We start from the raw sequence: 18,749 nt of genomic DNA on the forward strand, positions 1-18,749 counted from the left end.
TTTGCCCACAGTCTGGTTTTGCGGGGCAACAGTGATGTAATCGGGGGTCGCGCTGGTGACGGTTAAGGTACTGCTGTCCAGTAAGGTGGTGTCACTGTCGACTTGGTAGTGGGCAATGATGTTTGCACTTCCCTCCGTTAACGCTTTAGCGTGGCCTTCAACCACAATGGCGACCGCCGGAGTATCACTGGACCACGATGTATTACTGCTATAGGTCACATCTTCTGTCCAGCCATCGGTATAGGTGAGGGTGGCGGTGTATGGTTGCTCAGCGCCTTTGCCCACAGTCTGGTTTTGCGGGGCAACAGTGATGTAATCGGGGGTCGCGCTGGTGACGGTTAAGGTACTGCTGTTTTCAAGCCCGTAAAAAGAGGCTTTAATGTCCGTTTGACCTGTTGCTATTGATTGAGCAAGCCCTTTATTTGGTTTCTCATTACTAATAGTTGCGATGCTTGTAACACTGCTCGACCAAGATGTTTTAGTATCTGTTGTCGCATCATAAGTCGCACCGTCGGTGTAAGTTACTGTTGCGATGTATTGTTGCTCAGCGCCTTTGCCGATGGTTTGGCCTTGCGGGGTGACGGTAAGGTAATGTATTGTTTTATCTGTTACGGTAAGAGAAGTTGAATCATCTAGGTCTGAAAAAGAGACACTTATCGTTGTGTGACCTACAGCGACGGATGTTGCGTAGCCAGTGTCTTCTCCTATGGTGGCAGTACTGGGAGTGCTGCTTGACCACGTGGTATTTGTATCCGTTGTGGCATCGTAGGTTGAGTTGTCATTGTAAGTTACTGTGGCTGTATATTGCAGCTCTTGTCCATTTGCAATGGAGTCATCTACTGGAGTGATGATAACTTTGTCAGCGATGACTGCGCTAACCGATAGCATTGTCGTATCAGATAGTGCTTCTGCATTGTTATAGATTGCATTAATGGTTGTTTCACAATCTGCTGTGACCGTTAGTGCTTGAGCAAGTCCTGGTAAGGTATCTCCTGTACTTTGTATGGTGGCGCAACTTGTATCGCTACTGCTCCATACTGTTTCAGTCGCATCAGTGACATCTAAACTGGTATAATCATCGTAATATAAGGTTGCTGTATACTGAAGCTGTGTACCTTGCTGAGTCGTTTGATTAACAGGCGTGATGACTAAAGATGTTGGGGCCGGATTTTCAACGTACAGTGTTGCAGTGGTACTGACCCCGTTCAGGCTGGCGGTGATAGTAACCTCTCCTTCACTGACCCCTGTAGCAACACCGGTATCAATGGTGGCAATGGCTGTATCACTGCTACTCCAATCTGCAAAACTGGTGACTGTTGAAGTACTATTATCGCTATAGGTAGCAACGAGCGTATAAGTTTGAGTGCCATTGAGATTGACGTATGCAACACTTGGAGTGAGGGCGAGGCTGGAAATATCATCTCTATCAGCATCAGAACTATCACATGCCGTGAGCATGAAGAGAGATAAAAATAAAATGAGACATTTTGTTAACGAAGTCATCAGCTTATCCTTTATTTTAAATTGTTCCAGCATTGGATACGGCTGATGTTGGAATGAGGAGATATTGGTTATGCTACATATTATTTATTGTTCAAATTGAATGACAAAGCCAAGCATGACACTTAAGGAGCCAAAATCTTTTATGGTATCTTTGCCTGCATAATCATTGACGTTAAGGTTCAAATCATACACATCGTAACGGACACTCAAATCGACACCCATGTGTTCGGAAAACACATAGGACATACCCGCAGCGAATGAGCCACTTAAGCTTGTTGCACTTTTAGATTCGATGTCAAACCCAGCAATAGGGCTTTTTTTCCAATCGGCATAAGCTAAACCAATCCCACCAGAAAGGTGCAGTAATAATTCTTTTTGCTCAAAGGTAAAGTCGTGTCTGATCCCCGTGGTAAACAGGTGAATATTCCTATCACTGTGCTCCAGTAAGGCATAATCGAGATAGGGCTGATAAAGATCAGCTAATTTTTTAGCTGACAATATATTCAAGTTATACGCGGCGCCACTATTGTCATATCGATAGGAGCCGTCTACTGTTCCATAGCGTTGGTTTTTGCTGTTGTAGGCTTTGCTATATCCTGCTGCTATGGTGAGTTTATCAAGTGTAAAGAGACTTGATGATGTTTGAGGAGGGGGAGTTTGAGCAATGCTTTGGCCTGAGATTAATAATATAGGGAGCATCCAAGTTGCTTTCATCATTCATTACCTTTCTATTAATTTATATGAAGTATAGAAAGATAATGAATGAAAGCTATTTTTTTACTCAAAAATGGGTTTAATTAATAGGTTGAAGAGCAAAAGAACATGCTCTTTATATGAGGTATATGATTGTACCTTCTGATATATCAATGAATTAGGATCTAATTAACCACCATATTTAAAAGCACTTTTTTATGCTAGCGGAATTCTGTATTGTCATGCCACTTGGGGATAGTGAGAGTGGTGAAGGGAAAGAGATTAACGCGACATTTTATTGATAATGCGCCATTACAGTAAGGGGCTGAACTGATAAAAAAATTGTTCAACAATACGCTTCCATAAAGCACGGTGCCCCCAAGACTCAATATCAATTTGAATTGAATCATCGATATAATCTTGCTGTAATGAGACGAGTTCTTGAGTAAAGTGAGGTTCTTCAGCGGCTAAGGTGACTTCAAAATTGAGCCATAGACTGCGCATATCTAAGTTTACTGTTCCTATTAAGCTTAATGTCTCATCAATCACAACGGATTTAGTGTGGAGCAATCCTTGTTGAAAGCGGTAAAGTTTGACCCCTGCTTGGAGTAATTCGGTAAAGAAAGAGCGGCTGGCCCATTCTACCATGATTGAGTTCGTTCTAGCTGGAATAATAATACGAACATCAATTCCTTTTTGCGCTGCACTGATCAAGCCAAAAATGAGTTGTTCGCTGGGAATAAAATAAGGTGTTGTGATAGTAATACTCGTTTGAGCTTGATAAATACTCTGTAACAGTACTTGGTGGATGATTTCGTCACGAACTCCAGGCCCTGATGGAATGACTTGCACGCAGTTGGGGGATTGATAGGGAGGAGTGGGTATATTTGAGGGTAATATTGGTAATTCTCTGAATTTGGTTTCGACTTCCCAGTCCCAAGCATGAATACAGTTTAACACAGGGACACTGCTACCTTTTAGTCGGACCATAATATCGATCCATTTTCCGACACCGGAATGAATATTAAAGTGATCGGGATCAACTAAATTCATTGAGCCTGTGTAGCCAATTTTATTATCAATCACAATAATTTTTCTATGCATTCTTAGATCAATACGTCGAATGAAAGCGCGAAAAGGTGTGACGGCTAAGACTTTAACTAATTGGATCCCAGCACTTTTCATTAATTGGGGCCAAGGTGTTTTGAAAAAAGCTAAACTGCCAGCAGAATCTAATAAGATTTTAACGGATACGCCTCTGTTAGCTGCTTCAATGAGTGAATTAGCAACGTCATTAGCAAGTCCACCAGGGTGCCAGATATAGAACTCTAAGTGAATAGTCTGTTTGGCTTGTTGGATATCTTTAATAATGGTTTTTAGGATAATGTGAGGATCGCATAGTAGGCTTAGGGTATTGTTATATAATGATGGGATCCCCAAGCGATTAATGCAAAGTGCGTTAATATTTCGACTATAGCTACTCATAAACTGGGGTTTATACTGCTCTAAGTGGAATAGGTGATCAAACCAAGTAAGGTAGGGTTTAAACATTTCTTGGGTTCTGGCAGCTCGTTTACTGCCAATATTGTGTTCTCCAAAAAGTAAATAAGCGATAATTCCTGCAAAAGGGAAAATATAAATGACCATTAACCAAGCGAATGAGACGCCAATAGCTCGGCGTTGGAAGATAATCCTAGCTGTGACACCAGCAATTAAGATCCAGTATGCGAAGACCGCAATAATTGTCAAAATATAATGAAAACGTTCCATTGATATCGTTAATTATAAGTGAATTGTCCTATATGAAGTGTGGATTCTTTTTAACTAAAAAGATAGCGATAAATATTATTATTGGAGCCTAATGCTGAGTTGTTAATAGGAATTAGCTACTTTTCGAAAGAATGTCGGTTGACTTTGAAATAATACGCGGTAGAAATGAGTCTTTTTTCGGACTTCCAAAGAGGGGTTTTGGGTATATACTTCTGAGGTGTTTCTTAAATAAAAGGGCGATAGTGCATATGACTCAACATAAAAAAATCATGGCTATTGCAGTTGTTGGTTTTTTTTGGGTTAGTTATTTTGTTATGAGTTATGTGTTTTCGCTAAATGGTATGCCTAAGGTTTTAAGTAATGAAGAAAGTGGGGTCGTAGAGCAACCTTGTCTTTATCAGACGAATGGTGCAAGCATAGATCAAAGCGGTCAATTAAGCATCGCGGTTTGGAATATATATAAACAACAAAAATCAAACTGGCTAATAGAATTGAAACAAATGGTTAGCACTAATCACTTGGTTTTATTGCAAGAGGCTAAATTATCTTCTGCTTTGTTACAATTTCTCTCTGCATCTTCTTCTTTTTATTTTATGGCTGAAGCGTTTCGAATGGGTCGCTCTTCCGTTGGGGTGATGACGATTAGCGATACGATGAGTTTAAGGACTTGTGCTTTGTTGTCAGCAGAGCCTTGGATCCGATTTCCAAAATCAACGTTGATATCTGAGTTTTTATTGTCAAATAATCAAACATTATTGGTTGTTAACCTTCATGGTATCAATTTTGATTGGCGATTGATTCATTATAAAGAACAGTTTAATGCTATTTCTGATGCCTTTGAGAGGCATGATGGGCCAGCAATTTTAGCAGGTGATTTTAATACTTGGCGGTTAGAGCGGCAATTGATAGTGAAGGAGTTTGCTCAAAAATGGGGATTAACAGAAGCTGTGTTTGATGTGGATCAAAGAGTGGCTGTATTCAATTTTCCTTTGGATCATCTATTTTTTAAAGAAATGAAACTCGTGCATGCAGATGCATTCCATACACAAGCTTCAGATCATTCACCTATTCTTGCAAGGTTTCATTTGAATACTGTTGAATAATGTATTGATCTTTATCACACACTTTTTATGGTAAGAAGTTGAATAGTATAACAGCGTGAGCTTGTCTCACTATAAAAAGGTAAATGATAAATCGGTGATTGGTGTGTTCGAATTTATAAACAAAGATATTCTGTTTTAAATGTAATTCATGGTTATTTTAATTATTTTGTCATATTCATATTGGATAATCGATGCCATACCAATATTTCTATATTAGAAAAATAAAACTAGGTTAATTACTCTAACTTTATCTGTATTATTTATTTTACTGATAAATATAAATAATATCTCTTTCCTCGTAGACTTTATGTTAATTGACCTTGGCTTTGAAATATGAATTTACAATTAAATATGGGTTTTAGTGGGTGTATTTTGATTTTGTGTTCTCTATTTGTTTGTTTTGTGTTTTTTTATGTTTTTTACTTGTTCCTTAAGTGTGTTTATATGGTATGGATTTATCTTTGTGTTGATTTTTTAAGGAATTAAATAAAATTAATAGGCACTTAATTTTTTTATTGGTTCTCTATAATTTATTGATATTACTATATTTTTGTTTTTAGTTTTTAAAATGGTTAAATTTAACATAATGAGATATGAGTTTTTATTGCTTGTCTATGATGGCTGACTGTATTACTTTCAATATACAGTTAAGTAATTAAGCCAGCTAGTTTTATTAGTGTATATTATGATTTTATTGTCTCGTTAGGAATGGTGTTTTGTTAAGTTAACTTTAAGGGCATTGGATTTTTTTAGGATGAAAACTATATATTAATAATGTTTTATTGCTTTAGCTTAAACTGTTTCGTTAGTTATGGTATAAAAACTCAAGTTTGGTATAAAAACTCAAAAAATAGCTTTTTCAGTCAAAATGTAAAAACTATAAATTGAGAGAGAGGTAAAGGATTGATTTATATAGATAATTTGTCCCTTCTAGGCGTTACGCCCATTTCAGAGGAACATCCTGCTGGAAATAACATTAGCGTTGATAATGACTTTGAGAATTTAAAACGAGAAATAGAAAAACTGAATTCTTATTCTGCGGAAAGGGAAGAAATAAACTGGAAGACAATAGAGACATTAGGCTATAACATCTTATCTAAAAAATCTAAGCATTTTCAAGTAGCTGCTTATTGGGGAATGTCACGAGTTCAGTTGGCAGGTATTCAAGGTATTGTCGATTCAGCGACATTATTTAAAGGATTAATCGAGCATTTCTGGGACTCAGCTTGGCCAGCGGCTAGGCGTATTAAAGGAAGAATGAATTCCATTCAATGGTGGTTAGACGGCTCATATCGTTGGGCTGAACATTATGATGGCCCTGAGCTGGATTCGGTGTTAATTAATAAAGCCGTTGAGCTTATTTCAGAATTTGAGGCATTACTCATAGAGGCTTGCGATGATGCGCCTATTATGAGAGGTTTAACGAGCAGCATTAAGCGTTTGCCTGTTATAGAAGTGGTAGAAGAAGTTAGCCTCGAAGAAACAAGTGTGAGTGAAACTTTGAATGAACCTGTTCAGGGTGATGGGAGAAGTCAGGTTGAGACGGATGAAAATAATGCGTTGCTTGAATCTATCGAAAACAAGCAGATTGGTGAAGACCAAACCACAAAGCAGATAGTGTTAGAAGCTGAACCACAAAAGGTGTCTAATACTCAGGCCGATCTTTTGACTCCTGTCATTGATGATATGTCTCTACCTGATGAAGATATCAAAGTGGGTATGTCTTTGTTATTACGCTCAGCAGATACACTCTTTGATGAGGATATCACTAATAGCACTAGTTATTATTTAAGGAGGATCGCTGTCTGGGGGGGAATGAATCAATCACCTGAAGTTCATTCTGGTTTTATTACTGTTGTTCAATCACCTAATGTTAGCGATTTACAGGAATGTGGGGCTATTAGAGAGACTGGCGTTCATAAAGAGATCATTGCTTTTTGTGAAGCTAGAGTGAATCAATATTGTTTTTGGTTAGATTTGACATATTATAGCTATATAGCATTAAAAAATTTAGGTCTTGAAGATATATTACTGGTAATTGAGGCAGCGGTGATAGATTTGGAACATCGATTCCCTAATTTGAAACATTTATGTTTTGCTGATGGTTCTGCTTTTGCTAGTCCAGATACAATTAATTGGATTGAAGGTCTTAAAGGGAAAAATTCAGCGGAAGAACCTAATGAAGCAATAGAAGTCATAGAGGAACAAATTACGGAAGAACCGAGTGATTGTGAGAAGTTGTTATTTGAATCGAAACAATTAAGCGAGAATGGGCAGTTTAATGAAGCGATTATGTTGTTAACCCAATCTATTAAAAGTTTTTCTTTAGTTGAAGAATGCCAAGTAAGAATTTTACTTGCAAAAATTATGAATAAAGCAAGTGGCACACTTTTAGCAATTGAACATATCAATATCACTTTAAATTATATTGATAGGTATAAATTTAATGAATGTCTTCCTAAATTAGCATTGGATATCCTTTGCTGTGCATATGAATTGATGCGTACGGCAGACAATTTAGAGCAGTCGAATGAAATATTAAAACAGGTAAATATGATTGATCCTGTTATGGCAATTAAGATGCAGCAGGATCAATAAATTTAAGTATTTAATGAGGAATAATTATGAGTAGTAAAGGTTCTATTGCACCAAAAGAAAGGGTTAATATTGTTTATAAACCTGATACAGGCGATGCTCAAGAAGATGTAGAATTGCCATTAAAAGTTCTTGTTATGGGGGATTTTACATTAGCACAAGATGATCGCGCTATTGAAGATAGGGAGCCTATTAATATTGATAAAGATAATTTTAATGATGTGTTGCAAGCACAAAAGATTTCTGTTGATTTAGTCGTTCCTGCTAAGCTTGCAGGGCAAGAAGATGAGGAAATGGCGGTTAAACTTGACTTGAATAACATGAAAGACTTTGAACCTGATCAAATTATTCAACAAGTGCCAGAACTCTCTAAATTACTTGAATTAAGAGAGGCCTTAAAAGCGCTTAAGAGTCCACTTAGTAATATCCCAGATTTTAGAAAGAAAATTCAAAGTTTGGTTCAAGATGATTCTGCACGCAATGCGTTAATGAAAGAACTTGGTTTAGACGAAGCAGAGTAAGGAGAAGCCCAAATGGCTGAGCAAAAAGAAGTTGAACAAACATCAGGTGTTTCAGAAGGTAATTTATTAGATGATATTGTTCAAGCAACTCGTTTGAGCCCTGACGATCAAGCCTACTCTGTAACACGGACAGGTTTACAGGAATTACTGAAAGGTTTAGTTCAGCCTGAGAAACAAGGCGCTAAAATATCAGGTGAATTACTGGATGTTATGATAGGTGAGCTTGATCAGCAATTATCAGCACAAGTGAATGAAATCTTACATAATGATCAATTTAAACAATTAGAAAGTGCATGGCGAGGGCTTAAATTTTTAATCGATCGCACTGACTTTAGAGAAAATGTTAAAGTTGAATATGTGAATATTTCTAAGCAAGATCTAATGGATGATTTTGAAGACAGCCCAGAGATTACCCAATCGGGTTTATACCGCACGGCTTATACTGCGGAATATGGTCAATTTGGTGGCCAGCCTTATGGCACGATTGTGGGCAATTACGATTTTAGTCCTTCTTCGCCTGATATGGCGCTATTAAAGAACTTATCTTCAGTATCTGCAATGTGTCATGCTCCATTCATTTCTGCTGCGGGGCCAGAGTTTTTCGGTATACAAGAGTGGGAAGAACTGCCTCGTTTGAAAGATTTGCAAGCGATATTTGAAGGACCCCAATACACTAAGTGGCGTTCATTCAGAGAAAGTGATGATTCCCGCTATGTTGCGTTGACTTTACCACGCTTTTTATTGCGTCTTCCTTATAGCCAAGAAGAAAATCCGAGTAAATTATTCAATTATGATGAATCGGTGAGTAATGGCGATAAAGACTTTTGTTGGGGCAATACTGCTTTTGCGTTTGCCAATCGAATTACAGATAGTTTTGCACAGTATCGTTGGTGTGCCAATATTGTGGGCCCGCAAGGCGGTGGAGCGGTTGAAGACTTGCCAGTACATCAATTTGAATCTATGGGTGAGATTAAAACTAAAGTGCCAACGCAAGTTCTTGTGTCTGAACGCCGGGAATATGAATTAGCTGAAGAAGGCTTTATTTGTTTGACTATGCGTAAAGGCAGCGATAATGCGGCATTTTTCTCTGCTAATTCTTGTCAGAAACCTAAGCATTTTGGTAACTCGCCAGAAGCTAAAGAAGCAGAAACCAATTATAAATTATCGACTCAATTACCTTATATGATGGTAATGGATAGATTGGCCCATTATATTAAAGTGTTGCAAAGGGAAAATATTGGTCTTTGGAAAGAGCGCCAAGATTTAGATTTAGAATTGAATAAGTGGATTAGCCAATATGTCACTGAAATGGATAACCCTGAGCCAAGTGTACGTAGCCGTCGCCCTTTACGTGCGGCGAAAATTACAGTGAGCGATGTACCGGGTGATCCAGGCTGGTATCAAGTAGCTATTAGCGCGCGACCTCATTTTAAATATATGGGAGCATCATTCACTTTATCGCTTGTAGGTAAATTGGATAAAGATTAATTTTTAAGTTTATTTAAGGAATATAAAATGACATTTTAAACAATGATTTTATATTCCTAATTAATAGGGTTTGAAACTAAAATTAAATATCTCTTTAGTTTTGTATTAATATTTCACTTTTAATGTTGCTAATTTGTTTTTATTATATCCATTGTATTAATAAGTTGATTTTTATAGCTTTATAAATAAAGTGGTGAATGAAATAAAAATAAAAATAAAGAAAAAATTTGTTTGATTAATAAAAAAATATCAGTAGAATAAAATGACAGCTTAAGGATAGGGTGTATATTAAAGTGTGTTTTAAAAAGGATTGTTAATAATATAAATATAGGGTTGATATTTACTTTAATAAAGTATTTAGTTTTATTAAAACCATATATTAAATGAGTATTACTGACGTATATTAACTAGAGGAAGCTTTTATGAAAAATACAACAGATTTTGCTACTGTCGTTGGTTCTGTTTCTGGAGTTGTGAAAGGTGGATCTACTCAATCTGGTGATGGTAAAGCCGATACTATTGTTGTTTTAAAAGAAGAACATGAAATGACTAGAGCTCCAGATAATACATCTAGCATTTCTTTAGGTAATCAGAAACATGGTGCTTTCTCAATCTTCAAAGTAAGAGATTGTGCTTCTCCGTTATTAATTAAAATGTTTACAACTAATGAGTTGATAACATCTGTAACTATTGATACTTATCAACAAACAGGTGATCAAGCTTCTAATAAAGTTTATACTTTACTTCTTGAAAATGCGAGAATCTCTGCGATTTCATTGGTACCAGAAGACTACACTGACAGTAGCGGTCAACATGTTTCTAGAACACTAGAGAGAGTTGATATTGTGTACACTAAAATGACAAATACCTCAGTTCCTGGCAATTTAGAAACAGCTTATGATTCTACTGCTGGATAATTTTAGTATTTAGTTCCATTAAGTTAGCTAGGTAGTCTTTTTATGTTACCTAGCTTGTTCTATGCTTAATTCTTGAGTCGTTTGCTGGAGACATCATATGTATTCTGAACGTTTGCTTGAAAGAGTCATTAATGCAGGCAGTGCGGCTAAAGATAAAAGTCATGAAAATGAATTGGTTGTTTTGAACCAATCAGTTACAAAATACCTCTCTTTACTACTAAACTCTCAACAAGGTACGGCTCAAACAGTCACTGACTTTGGCATGCCTGATTTGAATGCTGTTCGTTTTAGTGAAAACCTAGAAGGACTTAGAGACTTAGAACATACTATTGAAGAACAAATATTAAAATATGAGCCTAGAATTCATAATGTCAAAGTTAGTTCAATGCTGCATGAGTCTGAGCGTTTATCTTTGATGTTTAAGATTGCTGCTAACATAAAATATAATAATGAAATAATAGGGTTAGTTTTTGAAACAATTTTAGGTGCAGATGGAAATATTATTGTTAATAGAGTTTAATCTATTTTGTTGTAATGGAGCTATTTATTCTGTGTATTTGACTTTTTGATGTAGATTAAAAGGATATTTAACTTTCTAACTGTATGAACTATTATCATTTATTTAAATATAAAGTAAATAAAAGTATAATATAGAGAAAGTGTGTTGTTATGATGGATGACCGAGGGAGTTATAATGATGGTAAATAAACAGTCGAAGTCTAAATCTGGTCAATTTGATCTTATTCAAGATCTTATGCAATACCCTGAACAATATAATTTCGTACAAGCCATTCGACTATTGCGTAGTCAATCCCAATCAGATGTTAAAAATTATTGCAGGAAGAGAGTTAGGATCAGACCTAATTTGTCTTTGGGCTTTTCAGCAACAGAAATTATTCAGCTAGAGCAGCAAGGTGATTATTGCCAGTTAACGACAAACTTGTTTGGCCTATATGGTGCTGGCTCGCCTATTCCAACATTTTACACGGAAGAATTATTCGAAGAACAATCTAAAGATCGGAGTGTCGGTCGGGATTTTCTGGATATCTTTAATCAGATGTTCTTCGAACAGTACTTTCAGGCCTCCTCTAAATATCGCTTTTTGCCTAAATTACTGGAAGAGCAAGATGTTGAAACCCTAGATCGGTTATTTTCTTTTGTCGGTTTAGGCTCTCAGGCAATGAGAGATAATACTGAAGATGCAGGATTATTATTACGCTATAGTGGATTGTTAACACAATTACCTCGCTCCTCTGAAGGGTTACAAGCCATTATTGATGATATTGTATCTGAGCATAGCCATGAGCCAATCGGATATAAAAGTAGCAATAAAGTGTGGGTGAAAGAGTTTGTTGAAACTTGGGTTGATATTCCCAATGATCAACAATCTGTTTTAGGTGGAGGAGAACTCTATCTGGGACAAGATACATATTTAGGAACTCAATGTAAAGATATGAGTCAGGCTTGTCATATTGTCATTCAGGTCGATGATGCGAAGAAGTTTAAAGCGTTACAGCCGAATGGAAAATTGTTTAAACGTATTAGCGTTATTTTACGTCATTATATCGATGACTTAATTGATGTGAGTGTGTGTTTAAGCCCGACAAAAAATGCCATCGAACCACCTAAATTAAACAATGAAAGAAGTGCACTGTTGGGAATGAATACTTGGTTAGGTGGGGTGCCTGATACTGTGACATTTCCATTGCAATATTAATACGGAGAGTATGCTTGATGATGAATGTGGATTTAAAAACCTTACTGTCAAAATTAAATTATTATTCCAGTAATTCGTTACATAATGCGGCAGGGTATTGTATGTCTCGTACGCATTATGAAGTCACCATTGAGCATTGGTTATTAAAATGTCTTGAAGCCAAAGAAGGGGATTTATGCCCTTTGTTAGAATCACAAAATGTGGATGTGGGGGAGTTAATACAAGCCTTAAATCGAAGTTTAGAAGATAATGCAACAGGTAATAGCGCAAAACCTGCTTTTTCTTCACGCTTGATTGATTTACTTACCGATGCATGGCTGATTTCCAGTGTCGATTTAAATTTAAGTCAAATACGTTCAGGAACTTTATTGCTTGTATTGCTTTCTAAGCCCATGAGTTATGGCCAGGCAAGCTGGTTTGATGCGCTTCGAGGTTTACCGTTTAATGTACTATTGAAACAATTTTTCTCTTTGGTTCGTGATTCAGCTGAAGTGGCAGAAGCCAGTTCTGTGGATGAAAAAGGGGATGAAAATGCAGGTTCAGGTTCTGGTTTTATTGATCGTTTCTGTACTGATTTTACTGCAAAAGCACAAAAAGGCAGTATGGATCCTGTTTTTGGCCGTGATGAAGAAATTAGACAAATTGTTGATATTTTAGCCCGCCGTCGTAAAAATAACCCTATTTTGGTCGGTGAGCCTGGTGTGGGTAAAACGGCTGTCATTGAAGGGTTAGCATTGCGTATTATTGAAGGTGATGTCCCTGATGTGTTAGCCGATGTGCGTTTATTAGGGTTAGATATGTCCTTGCTAGAAGCGGGAGCGGGGATGAAAGGCGAGTTTGAAAACCGTCTTAAAGGCGTGATTGATGAAATTAAAGCCAGTGTCAAACCTATCATACTTTTTATTGATGAAGCACATACACTTATTGGTGCCGGTGGCAGTGCGGGTACCTCTGATGCTGCCAATTTATTAAAACCTGCTCTGGCACGTGGAGAACTTAAGACTTGTGCTGCGACGACTTGGGGGGAATATAAGAAGTATTTCGAGAAAGATCCTGCTCTTGCGAGACGCTTTCAATTGGTTAAGTTAGACGAGCCCAGTGTTGAGGTGGCTACACTGATTGTTCGTGGCCTTAGAGAGTACTACGAGAAAGCTCATGGTGTCGCAATTCGTGATGATGCATTAGCCGCTGCTGCTAGTTTTAGTGATCGTTATATAACAGGCCGCTTTTTACCAGATAAAGCCATTGATTTAATGGATACTGCTTGTGCGCGTGTTAAAGTGAATTTAAAGGCGATGCCTGCAAAAGTAGAGGACACCACTCGTCATATTCAAGCGCTTGAGCGTAATTTAAAGGGCATACAAAAAGATTTAGATAATGGCGAATTAATTGAGCAAGAGAGCATTGATTTATTAGAGGCTGAAATTGAGCAGTATAGAATAGAGCTCGATTTATTAACTCAACGCTGGCAAACAGAAAAGCAGGCTATTGAAGCGGTTTTGTTGGCTAGGCGTCATTTGGCGGAAGCTACACCTGATGAGGTTGAGATCAGTAAGGCTAATTTGACCGAAGTGAAAGAAACTTTGGTTTCGATTCAAGGCGATGAGCCATTAATGTATTATGAAGTGTCCCCTGATTTAATCGCGCAAGTTGTATCAGATTGGACGGGGATCCCATTAGGGAAAATGGCGAGAGATCAGGCCAGTGTATTCTTGAACTTAGATAAGTCGATGCAAGCACAGATTAAAGGTCAAGATGATGCACTTATTGCATTATCTGATGGGTTACGTATGGCAAAATCGGGGTTATCCAAGCCGGATCAGCCAATGGGAGTTTTCCTTTTAGTTGGGCCATCTGGGGTGGGGAAAACAGAAACAGCCTTAACGCTTGCTGAATTGTTATTTGGTTCGACTAAGAATCTTATCACAATTAATATGAGTGAATTTCAAGAAAAACACAGCGTGAGCCGTTTGATTGGTTCTCCTCCTGGATACGTTGGCTATGGTGAAGGCGGAATGTTAACGGAGGCTGTGAGGCAACAACCTTACAGTGTTGTTCTGCTCGATGAGGTTGAAAAAGCACACCCTGAAATCTTGAATATTTTTTATCAAGTTTTTGATAAAGGTACTTTAAGTGATGGAGAGGGCAAAGAAATTAATTTCAGAAATACTGTGGTGTTGCTCACCAGTAATTTAGCAACAGATGTCATCGTTGAGCTGAGCCAGCAAGAAGGTATCACGAGTCAAATGCTTTCAGATACCATAAGACCTATGCTAAATGAATACTTTAAACCTGCTTTGTTGGCCCGTATGAACTTATTGCCTTATAAAACATTGCAGGGTGAACAGTTAAAAGAAGTGGTTAAGTTAAAACTCACGCGTTTGGCTGAGATGTTGCAGCAAAACAATGGTACTCGGTTTAGTTATACGAAAGCAGTTGTGGATCAAATAGCTGAACGATGTACAGATGTTGAAACGGGTGCACGTAATATTGATTTTATTTTAAATGGCAGCATATTACCTGAATTATCTCGTCAAGTTCTGGCACAAATGGGACAAGGTGAGATGCCTGAAGTTGTGACTCTCAATATTCAGAAAGGTGAGTTTACATTTAAATTTGGTGAGTAGAGTTATTTTCTTTGTTCTTATTAGTGATCTAGGGGCCAAATATGAATACATTAATGGTTGATTTTAGTTTCAAAGCAGTTGATTGGGATGAAAGTAGTTTTAATGTGGTTTCTTTTACGGGTGAAGAAGCAATGTCATCGCTCTATCATTTCGATATTGTGTTGACAACTGATGACTATGATATAGATGTTACTTCTCTGTTGCATTCTGAAGCGAGTTTTAGTTTTAAGGTTGGAAGTCAGCAACCTCAAATATTTCATGGTATTTTGGCTGAAGTGTCACTGTTAGGTGATTCATCTGGACAATTAAACTTAGCTGTAAAGTTAGTACCAAAGCTATGGGCTTTAAATTTAGGGCAGGGTAGTCAATTATTTCTGGAGCAGAGTATACCAGATGTCATTGTCTCAGTGCTCGATGATAGAGACTCTAATGGTCTTGTGCTTTCATATCAGATCAATATGTCTCAGGAATATGATAAACGAGATTTTATTTGTAAATATAATGAATCTTCTTTTGACTTTATATCTCGGCTCATGGAAAAAGAAGGTATATTTTATTATTTTGAGCAAACATCTGATAAAGAAATATTACATATTTCTGATACGAAAATGATCCATCAAGAGAAGGCCGATACCAATGCGCTTCGCTATACCCGTGATTATGGTGATGAGGCTTCTATTGCGCCAGAGCTAATTTCGCAATTTGTGACTAAATTAGTAAGGCAACCTAAGGATATTTTATTTAAAGGCTATTTGTACAGTCGTCCAGATTTACCGCCAGAAGGAAAAGCCCCTGTGTCTGAAAATGGCATTGGTCAAGTTTATAGTTACGGAGATAGTTACCTTTGTCAAGCTCATGCAGATAAGATAGCAACGATTAGAGCGGAGCAGATTAACTGCGATGCTAATCTCTGTACTGGAGAGAGTTTTGTCTCTTGGTTGCAACCGGGCTATTTATTTAATTTGAAAGGTTATGTAATTAAAAGTTTTGATAAACAATATCTTGTAACATCTATTAGCCATGAGGGACACAATCAGACACTTTACTCTAATTCTGATAAATTGCCTTATGTGAATACTTTTAGTTGTATATCTGCTAGTTTGCCATATAGAGATGCATTGAAAACCCCCTTACCTAAAGTACACGGAACAACACATGCTGTTATCGATTCAGCTAGTTCTAGCGCAATGCTTGATGATGAAGGTCGTTATAAAGTGAAATTTCCCTTTGATTTATCTGAAACGGAAGATGGACAAGCATCCTATTGGGTAAGAATGGCACAACCTTATGGCGGGAGTGGGCATGGTATGCATTTTCCTTTGCTGAAAGGGACGGAAGTAATATTAACTTTTGAAGGTGGGGATCCTGATTGTCCTCTTATTTTATCGACAGCGCCGAATCCCGAAAATCCCAGTTTAGTGACAGATTCAAATTCGAATGAAAATGTGATTCAATCTGCAAGTGGTAATAAAATGGTGATGAATGATTCTTCCGGCGGAAAATTTATTTCTCTTGAAAGTGAAGGGTGTAGTATTCAGTTCGGTAATTTCAACTTAGATTAACTGATTAACTGATTAACTGATTAACTGATTAACTGATTAACTGATTAATTAAATAAAAACCTTAACATTTGTAGTGTTAAGGTTTTTTTGATAAAAAAGCGAGGTATATTGTTAAATTAACATCTATTTACTTTTATTATTTTGTGTTTTCTATTTGTATGCTTTAATCCTATTATTATTCTTCCTTCTTCGTTATCCCACCATGTTTTCAATCTATTTCATGTAGTCAATTCGTTAATAATATTTTAGGTTTTATATTTATTTAATATGCAGAACATTATTTGTTTTTATTGTTTGACTATTTGTTGCGTTTTTATTGCTGTTTTGCTTTCTGTGGTGAGTGTTCTGATATTTATATAATTAAAATTTAATGATTATATTTTGTTGGTATAGGATTTAACATTATCAACCATATTACAGCTACGACTTAAGTCTAACTTGTGGTAAGTTTTATAGTAACTTATATAGAAAAATACAACATCTTGGGCGGATTTAAATCAGTATTGTTTATTTATTACTTTTGAATTTCACATTATTGATGGCATAAATCATTTTTTATCACAAATGTTAAATCCTGATTTATTAATGATTATTGTGCTGTTTTTTAGGGGGAAGATTAATGACATCACCACTTGAGTCCAATGGCGGAATAGATGAACGAACGAGCTGGGGGTTTTCGGGGGCGAAAATTACGGCACAAAATTATTATGGTATGACGGTGGGAGTTAAGCACCTCCAATCTTTAGGGGAAAATTTTTTCCTTTTTATGGGAAGTGAATGGAATGCCACGGTCGGCGTAAAATGTTCTCTTGCGGCATTAACATTTAAAACAACACTTAAATTGGCGAAACAAGATATTTCCATGAGCAAGTTTGCGTACAAAGTTTCAGGAAAAAAAATAGTAGCCAGTGAAGATAAAGTTTATGCAGCCAAGTTAGATAAAGTAATAAATAACTTTTCTTTAAAGTTAGATGAGTTTAATCAAATTGCATCAAAAGCTCAGGTTGTACTTGATCAAGTGAAGAATGTTCAAAGTGAGTCAAATCTTCTGGCGAAAGATGCCAGAGTACGTGCACTGATTGTTAAGCATAGGACTAATGAAACAAACCAGGCAGTTAATGATATGACTAACGAGCTGAGTTATATTGGTGAGAAGAATACTACTCTTTCAAATTTTGTTAATGATATTAATACATATAACAATGAAATATCGAGCCGAATGAGCCAAACAGAAATTGCAGCAGTCAAATTTTTGAACTAATGATTTGGAGTAGGCATGGATAATACGAGTCATTTAAGTAATAGCAATACCAATCAGCAGAATAATATCAGTGGTAATAATCATGCTGAGTCTAACCATCAGAAGAGTCATTCAAGCTCTCCCCAATCTGGCAGTGAGCAACATAATGGCCGTCATAATGATGGACAGAAGGGGCAAGACTCTCGAGGGGATCATGGAAGTGATAAAGGGCATGATAATCATAGAGGGGAAGATAACGATAAAGACGCTAATGACAATGATGATTGCGTTAATAATGAAACCGATGACGGTTCTAGTGACGAAGTAGGCGATTCAAGTAATGAGACAGATGATGACTCAAGTGATGAGACAGATGATGACTCAAGTGATGAGACAGATGACGACTCAAATGATGAGACAGATGATGACTCAAGTGATGAGACAGATGATGACTCAAATGATGAGACAGATGATGACTCAAGTGACGAGACAGATGATGACTCAAGTGATGAGACAGATGACGACTCAAATGATGAGACAGATGATGATTCAAGTGATGAGACAGATGATGACTCAAATGACGAGACAGATGATGACTCAAATGACGAGACAGATGATGACTCAAATGACGAGACAGATGATGACTCAAATGACGAGACAGATGATGATTCAAGTGATGAGACTGATGACGACTCAAATGACGAGACAGATGATGACTCAAGTGATGAGACAGATGATGACTCAAGTGACGAGACAGATGATGACTCAAATGACGAGACAGATGATGATTCAAGTGATGAGACAGATGATGACTCAAATGACGAGATAGATGATGATTCAAGTGATGAGACAGATGACGATTCAAATGACGATTCAAGTGATGAGACTGATGACGATTCAAGTGATGAGACTGATGACGATTCAAGTGATGAGACTGATGACGATTCAAATGATGAGACAGATGATGAGACTGATGACGACTCAAGTGATGAGACAGATGACGATTCAAGTGA

The 18,749-nt window shown here is 37.0% G+C and carries 14 protein-coding genes; 11 read left to right on the forward strand and 3 right to left on the reverse strand.

The window, feature by feature from the left end:
* The 3 genes from Q0976_RS23360 to cls form a co-directional block, all read right to left on the reverse strand.
* The coding region (locus Q0976_RS23360) for an Ig-like domain-containing protein (protein WP_299497168.1) at positions 1–1,503 on the reverse strand (1,503 nt) is incomplete at its 3' end.
* Positions 1,504–1,587: 84 nt separating this feature from the next.
* The gene (locus Q0976_RS23365; RefSeq protein ID WP_299497170.1) at positions 1,588–2,220 is read right to left on the reverse strand and encodes a hypothetical protein; all 633 of its coding nucleotides are present in this window, start codon (positions 2,218–2,220) and stop codon (positions 1,588–1,590) included.
* 288 nt (positions 2,221–2,508) lie between these two features.
* Entirely contained in the window at positions 2,509–3,966 is a 1,458-nt protein-coding gene (gene cls, locus Q0976_RS23370) for a cardiolipin synthase (protein WP_299497172.1), read from the reverse strand.
* Positions 3,967–4,214: 248 nt separating this feature from the next.
* Between cls and Q0976_RS23375 the strand changes: the two genes are divergently transcribed.
* The 11 genes from Q0976_RS23375 to Q0976_RS23425 all read left to right on the forward strand — a co-directional run.
* Positions 4,215–5,069 carry an endonuclease/exonuclease/phosphatase family protein gene (locus tag Q0976_RS23375; RefSeq protein WP_299497174.1) on the forward strand — a complete coding sequence of 285 codons (855 nt, stop codon included), beginning with the start codon at positions 4,215–4,217 and terminating at the stop codon, positions 5,067–5,069.
* A 903-nt stretch (positions 5,070–5,972) separates the two neighbouring features.
* Positions 5,973–7,667: a TssA family type VI secretion system protein gene (locus Q0976_RS23380; protein ID WP_299497176.1), complete on the forward strand. Its 1,695-nt coding sequence runs from the start codon at positions 5,973–5,975 to the stop codon at positions 7,665–7,667.
* 26 nt (positions 7,668–7,693) lie between these two features.
* A complete protein-coding gene (gene tssB / locus Q0976_RS23385; RefSeq protein WP_299497178.1) occupies positions 7,694–8,185 on the forward strand; it encodes a type VI secretion system contractile sheath small subunit in 492 nt (163 codons plus the stop codon).
* A 12-nt stretch (positions 8,186–8,197) separates the two neighbouring features.
* Complete coding sequence (gene tssC, locus Q0976_RS23390) at positions 8,198–9,673, forward strand: type VI secretion system contractile sheath large subunit (RefSeq protein ID WP_299497180.1); 1,476 nt, start codon at positions 8,198–8,200, stop codon at positions 9,671–9,673.
* A gap of 422 nt (positions 9,674–10,095) precedes the next feature.
* Positions 10,096–10,590: a type VI secretion system tube protein TssD gene (tssD, locus tag Q0976_RS23395; RefSeq protein ID WP_299497182.1), complete on the forward strand. Its 495-nt coding sequence runs from the start codon at positions 10,096–10,098 to the stop codon at positions 10,588–10,590.
* A gap of 97 nt (positions 10,591–10,687) precedes the next feature.
* On the forward strand, positions 10,688–11,110 hold the full coding sequence (tssE, locus tag Q0976_RS23400) for a type VI secretion system baseplate subunit TssE (protein WP_299497184.1): 423 nt from the start codon (positions 10,688–10,690) through the stop codon (positions 11,108–11,110).
* 174 nt (positions 11,111–11,284) lie between these two features.
* On the forward strand, positions 11,285–12,307 hold the full coding sequence (gene tssG / locus Q0976_RS23405; RefSeq protein WP_299497186.1) for a type VI secretion system baseplate subunit TssG: 1,023 nt from the start codon (positions 11,285–11,287) through the stop codon (positions 12,305–12,307).
* Positions 12,308–12,324: 17 nt separating this feature from the next.
* Positions 12,325–14,934: a type VI secretion system ATPase TssH gene (gene tssH, locus Q0976_RS23410; protein WP_299497188.1), complete on the forward strand. Its 2,610-nt coding sequence runs from the start codon at positions 12,325–12,327 to the stop codon at positions 14,932–14,934.
* Positions 14,935–14,975: 41 nt separating this feature from the next.
* A complete protein-coding gene (tssI, locus tag Q0976_RS23415) occupies positions 14,976–16,496 on the forward strand; it encodes a type VI secretion system tip protein TssI/VgrG (protein ID WP_299497190.1) in 1,521 nt (506 codons plus the stop codon).
* Positions 16,497–17,115: 619 nt separating this feature from the next.
* The gene (locus Q0976_RS23420; protein WP_299497192.1) at positions 17,116–17,757 is read left to right on the forward strand and encodes a hypothetical protein; all 642 of its coding nucleotides are present in this window, start codon (positions 17,116–17,118) and stop codon (positions 17,755–17,757) included.
* Positions 17,758–17,772: 15 nt separating this feature from the next.
* The coding region (locus Q0976_RS23425; protein ID WP_299497194.1) for a hypothetical protein at positions 17,773–18,749 on the forward strand (977 nt) is incomplete at its 3' end.

Source organism: uncultured Shewanella sp. (genome assembly GCF_947501665.1).
Taxonomy (GTDB): Bacteria; Pseudomonadota; Gammaproteobacteria; order Enterobacterales; family Shewanellaceae; genus Shewanella.

Bases quoted from the DNA above. Each gene is read 5' to 3' on its own strand.
- Q0976_RS23365 (WP_299497170.1), bottom strand. From the start codon at position 2,220: ATGATGAAAGCAACTTGGATGCTCCCTATATTATTAATCTCAGGCCAA.
- cls (WP_299497172.1), bottom strand. From the start codon at position 3,966: ATGGAACGTTTTCATTATATTTTGACAATTATTGCGGTCTTCGCATAC.
- Q0976_RS23375 (WP_299497174.1), top strand. From the start codon at position 4,215: ATGACTCAACATAAAAAAATCATGGCTATTGCAGTTGTTGGTTTTTTT.
- tssB (WP_299497178.1), top strand. From the start codon at position 7,694: ATGAGTAGTAAAGGTTCTATTGCACCAAAAGAAAGGGTTAATATTGTT.
- tssC (WP_299497180.1), top strand. From the start codon at position 8,198: ATGGCTGAGCAAAAAGAAGTTGAACAAACATCAGGTGTTTCAGAAGGT.
- tssD (WP_299497182.1), top strand. From the start codon at position 10,096: ATGAAAAATACAACAGATTTTGCTACTGTCGTTGGTTCTGTTTCTGGA.
- tssE (WP_299497184.1), top strand. From the start codon at position 10,688: ATGTATTCTGAACGTTTGCTTGAAAGAGTCATTAATGCAGGCAGTGCG.
- tssG (WP_299497186.1), top strand. From the start codon at position 11,285: ATGATGGTAAATAAACAGTCGAAGTCTAAATCTGGTCAATTTGATCTT.
- tssH (WP_299497188.1), top strand. From the start codon at position 12,325: ATGATGAATGTGGATTTAAAAACCTTACTGTCAAAATTAAATTATTAT.
- tssI (WP_299497190.1), top strand. From the start codon at position 14,976: ATGAATACATTAATGGTTGATTTTAGTTTCAAAGCAGTTGATTGGGAT.
- Q0976_RS23420 (WP_299497192.1), top strand. From the start codon at position 17,116: ATGACATCACCACTTGAGTCCAATGGCGGAATAGATGAACGAACGAGC.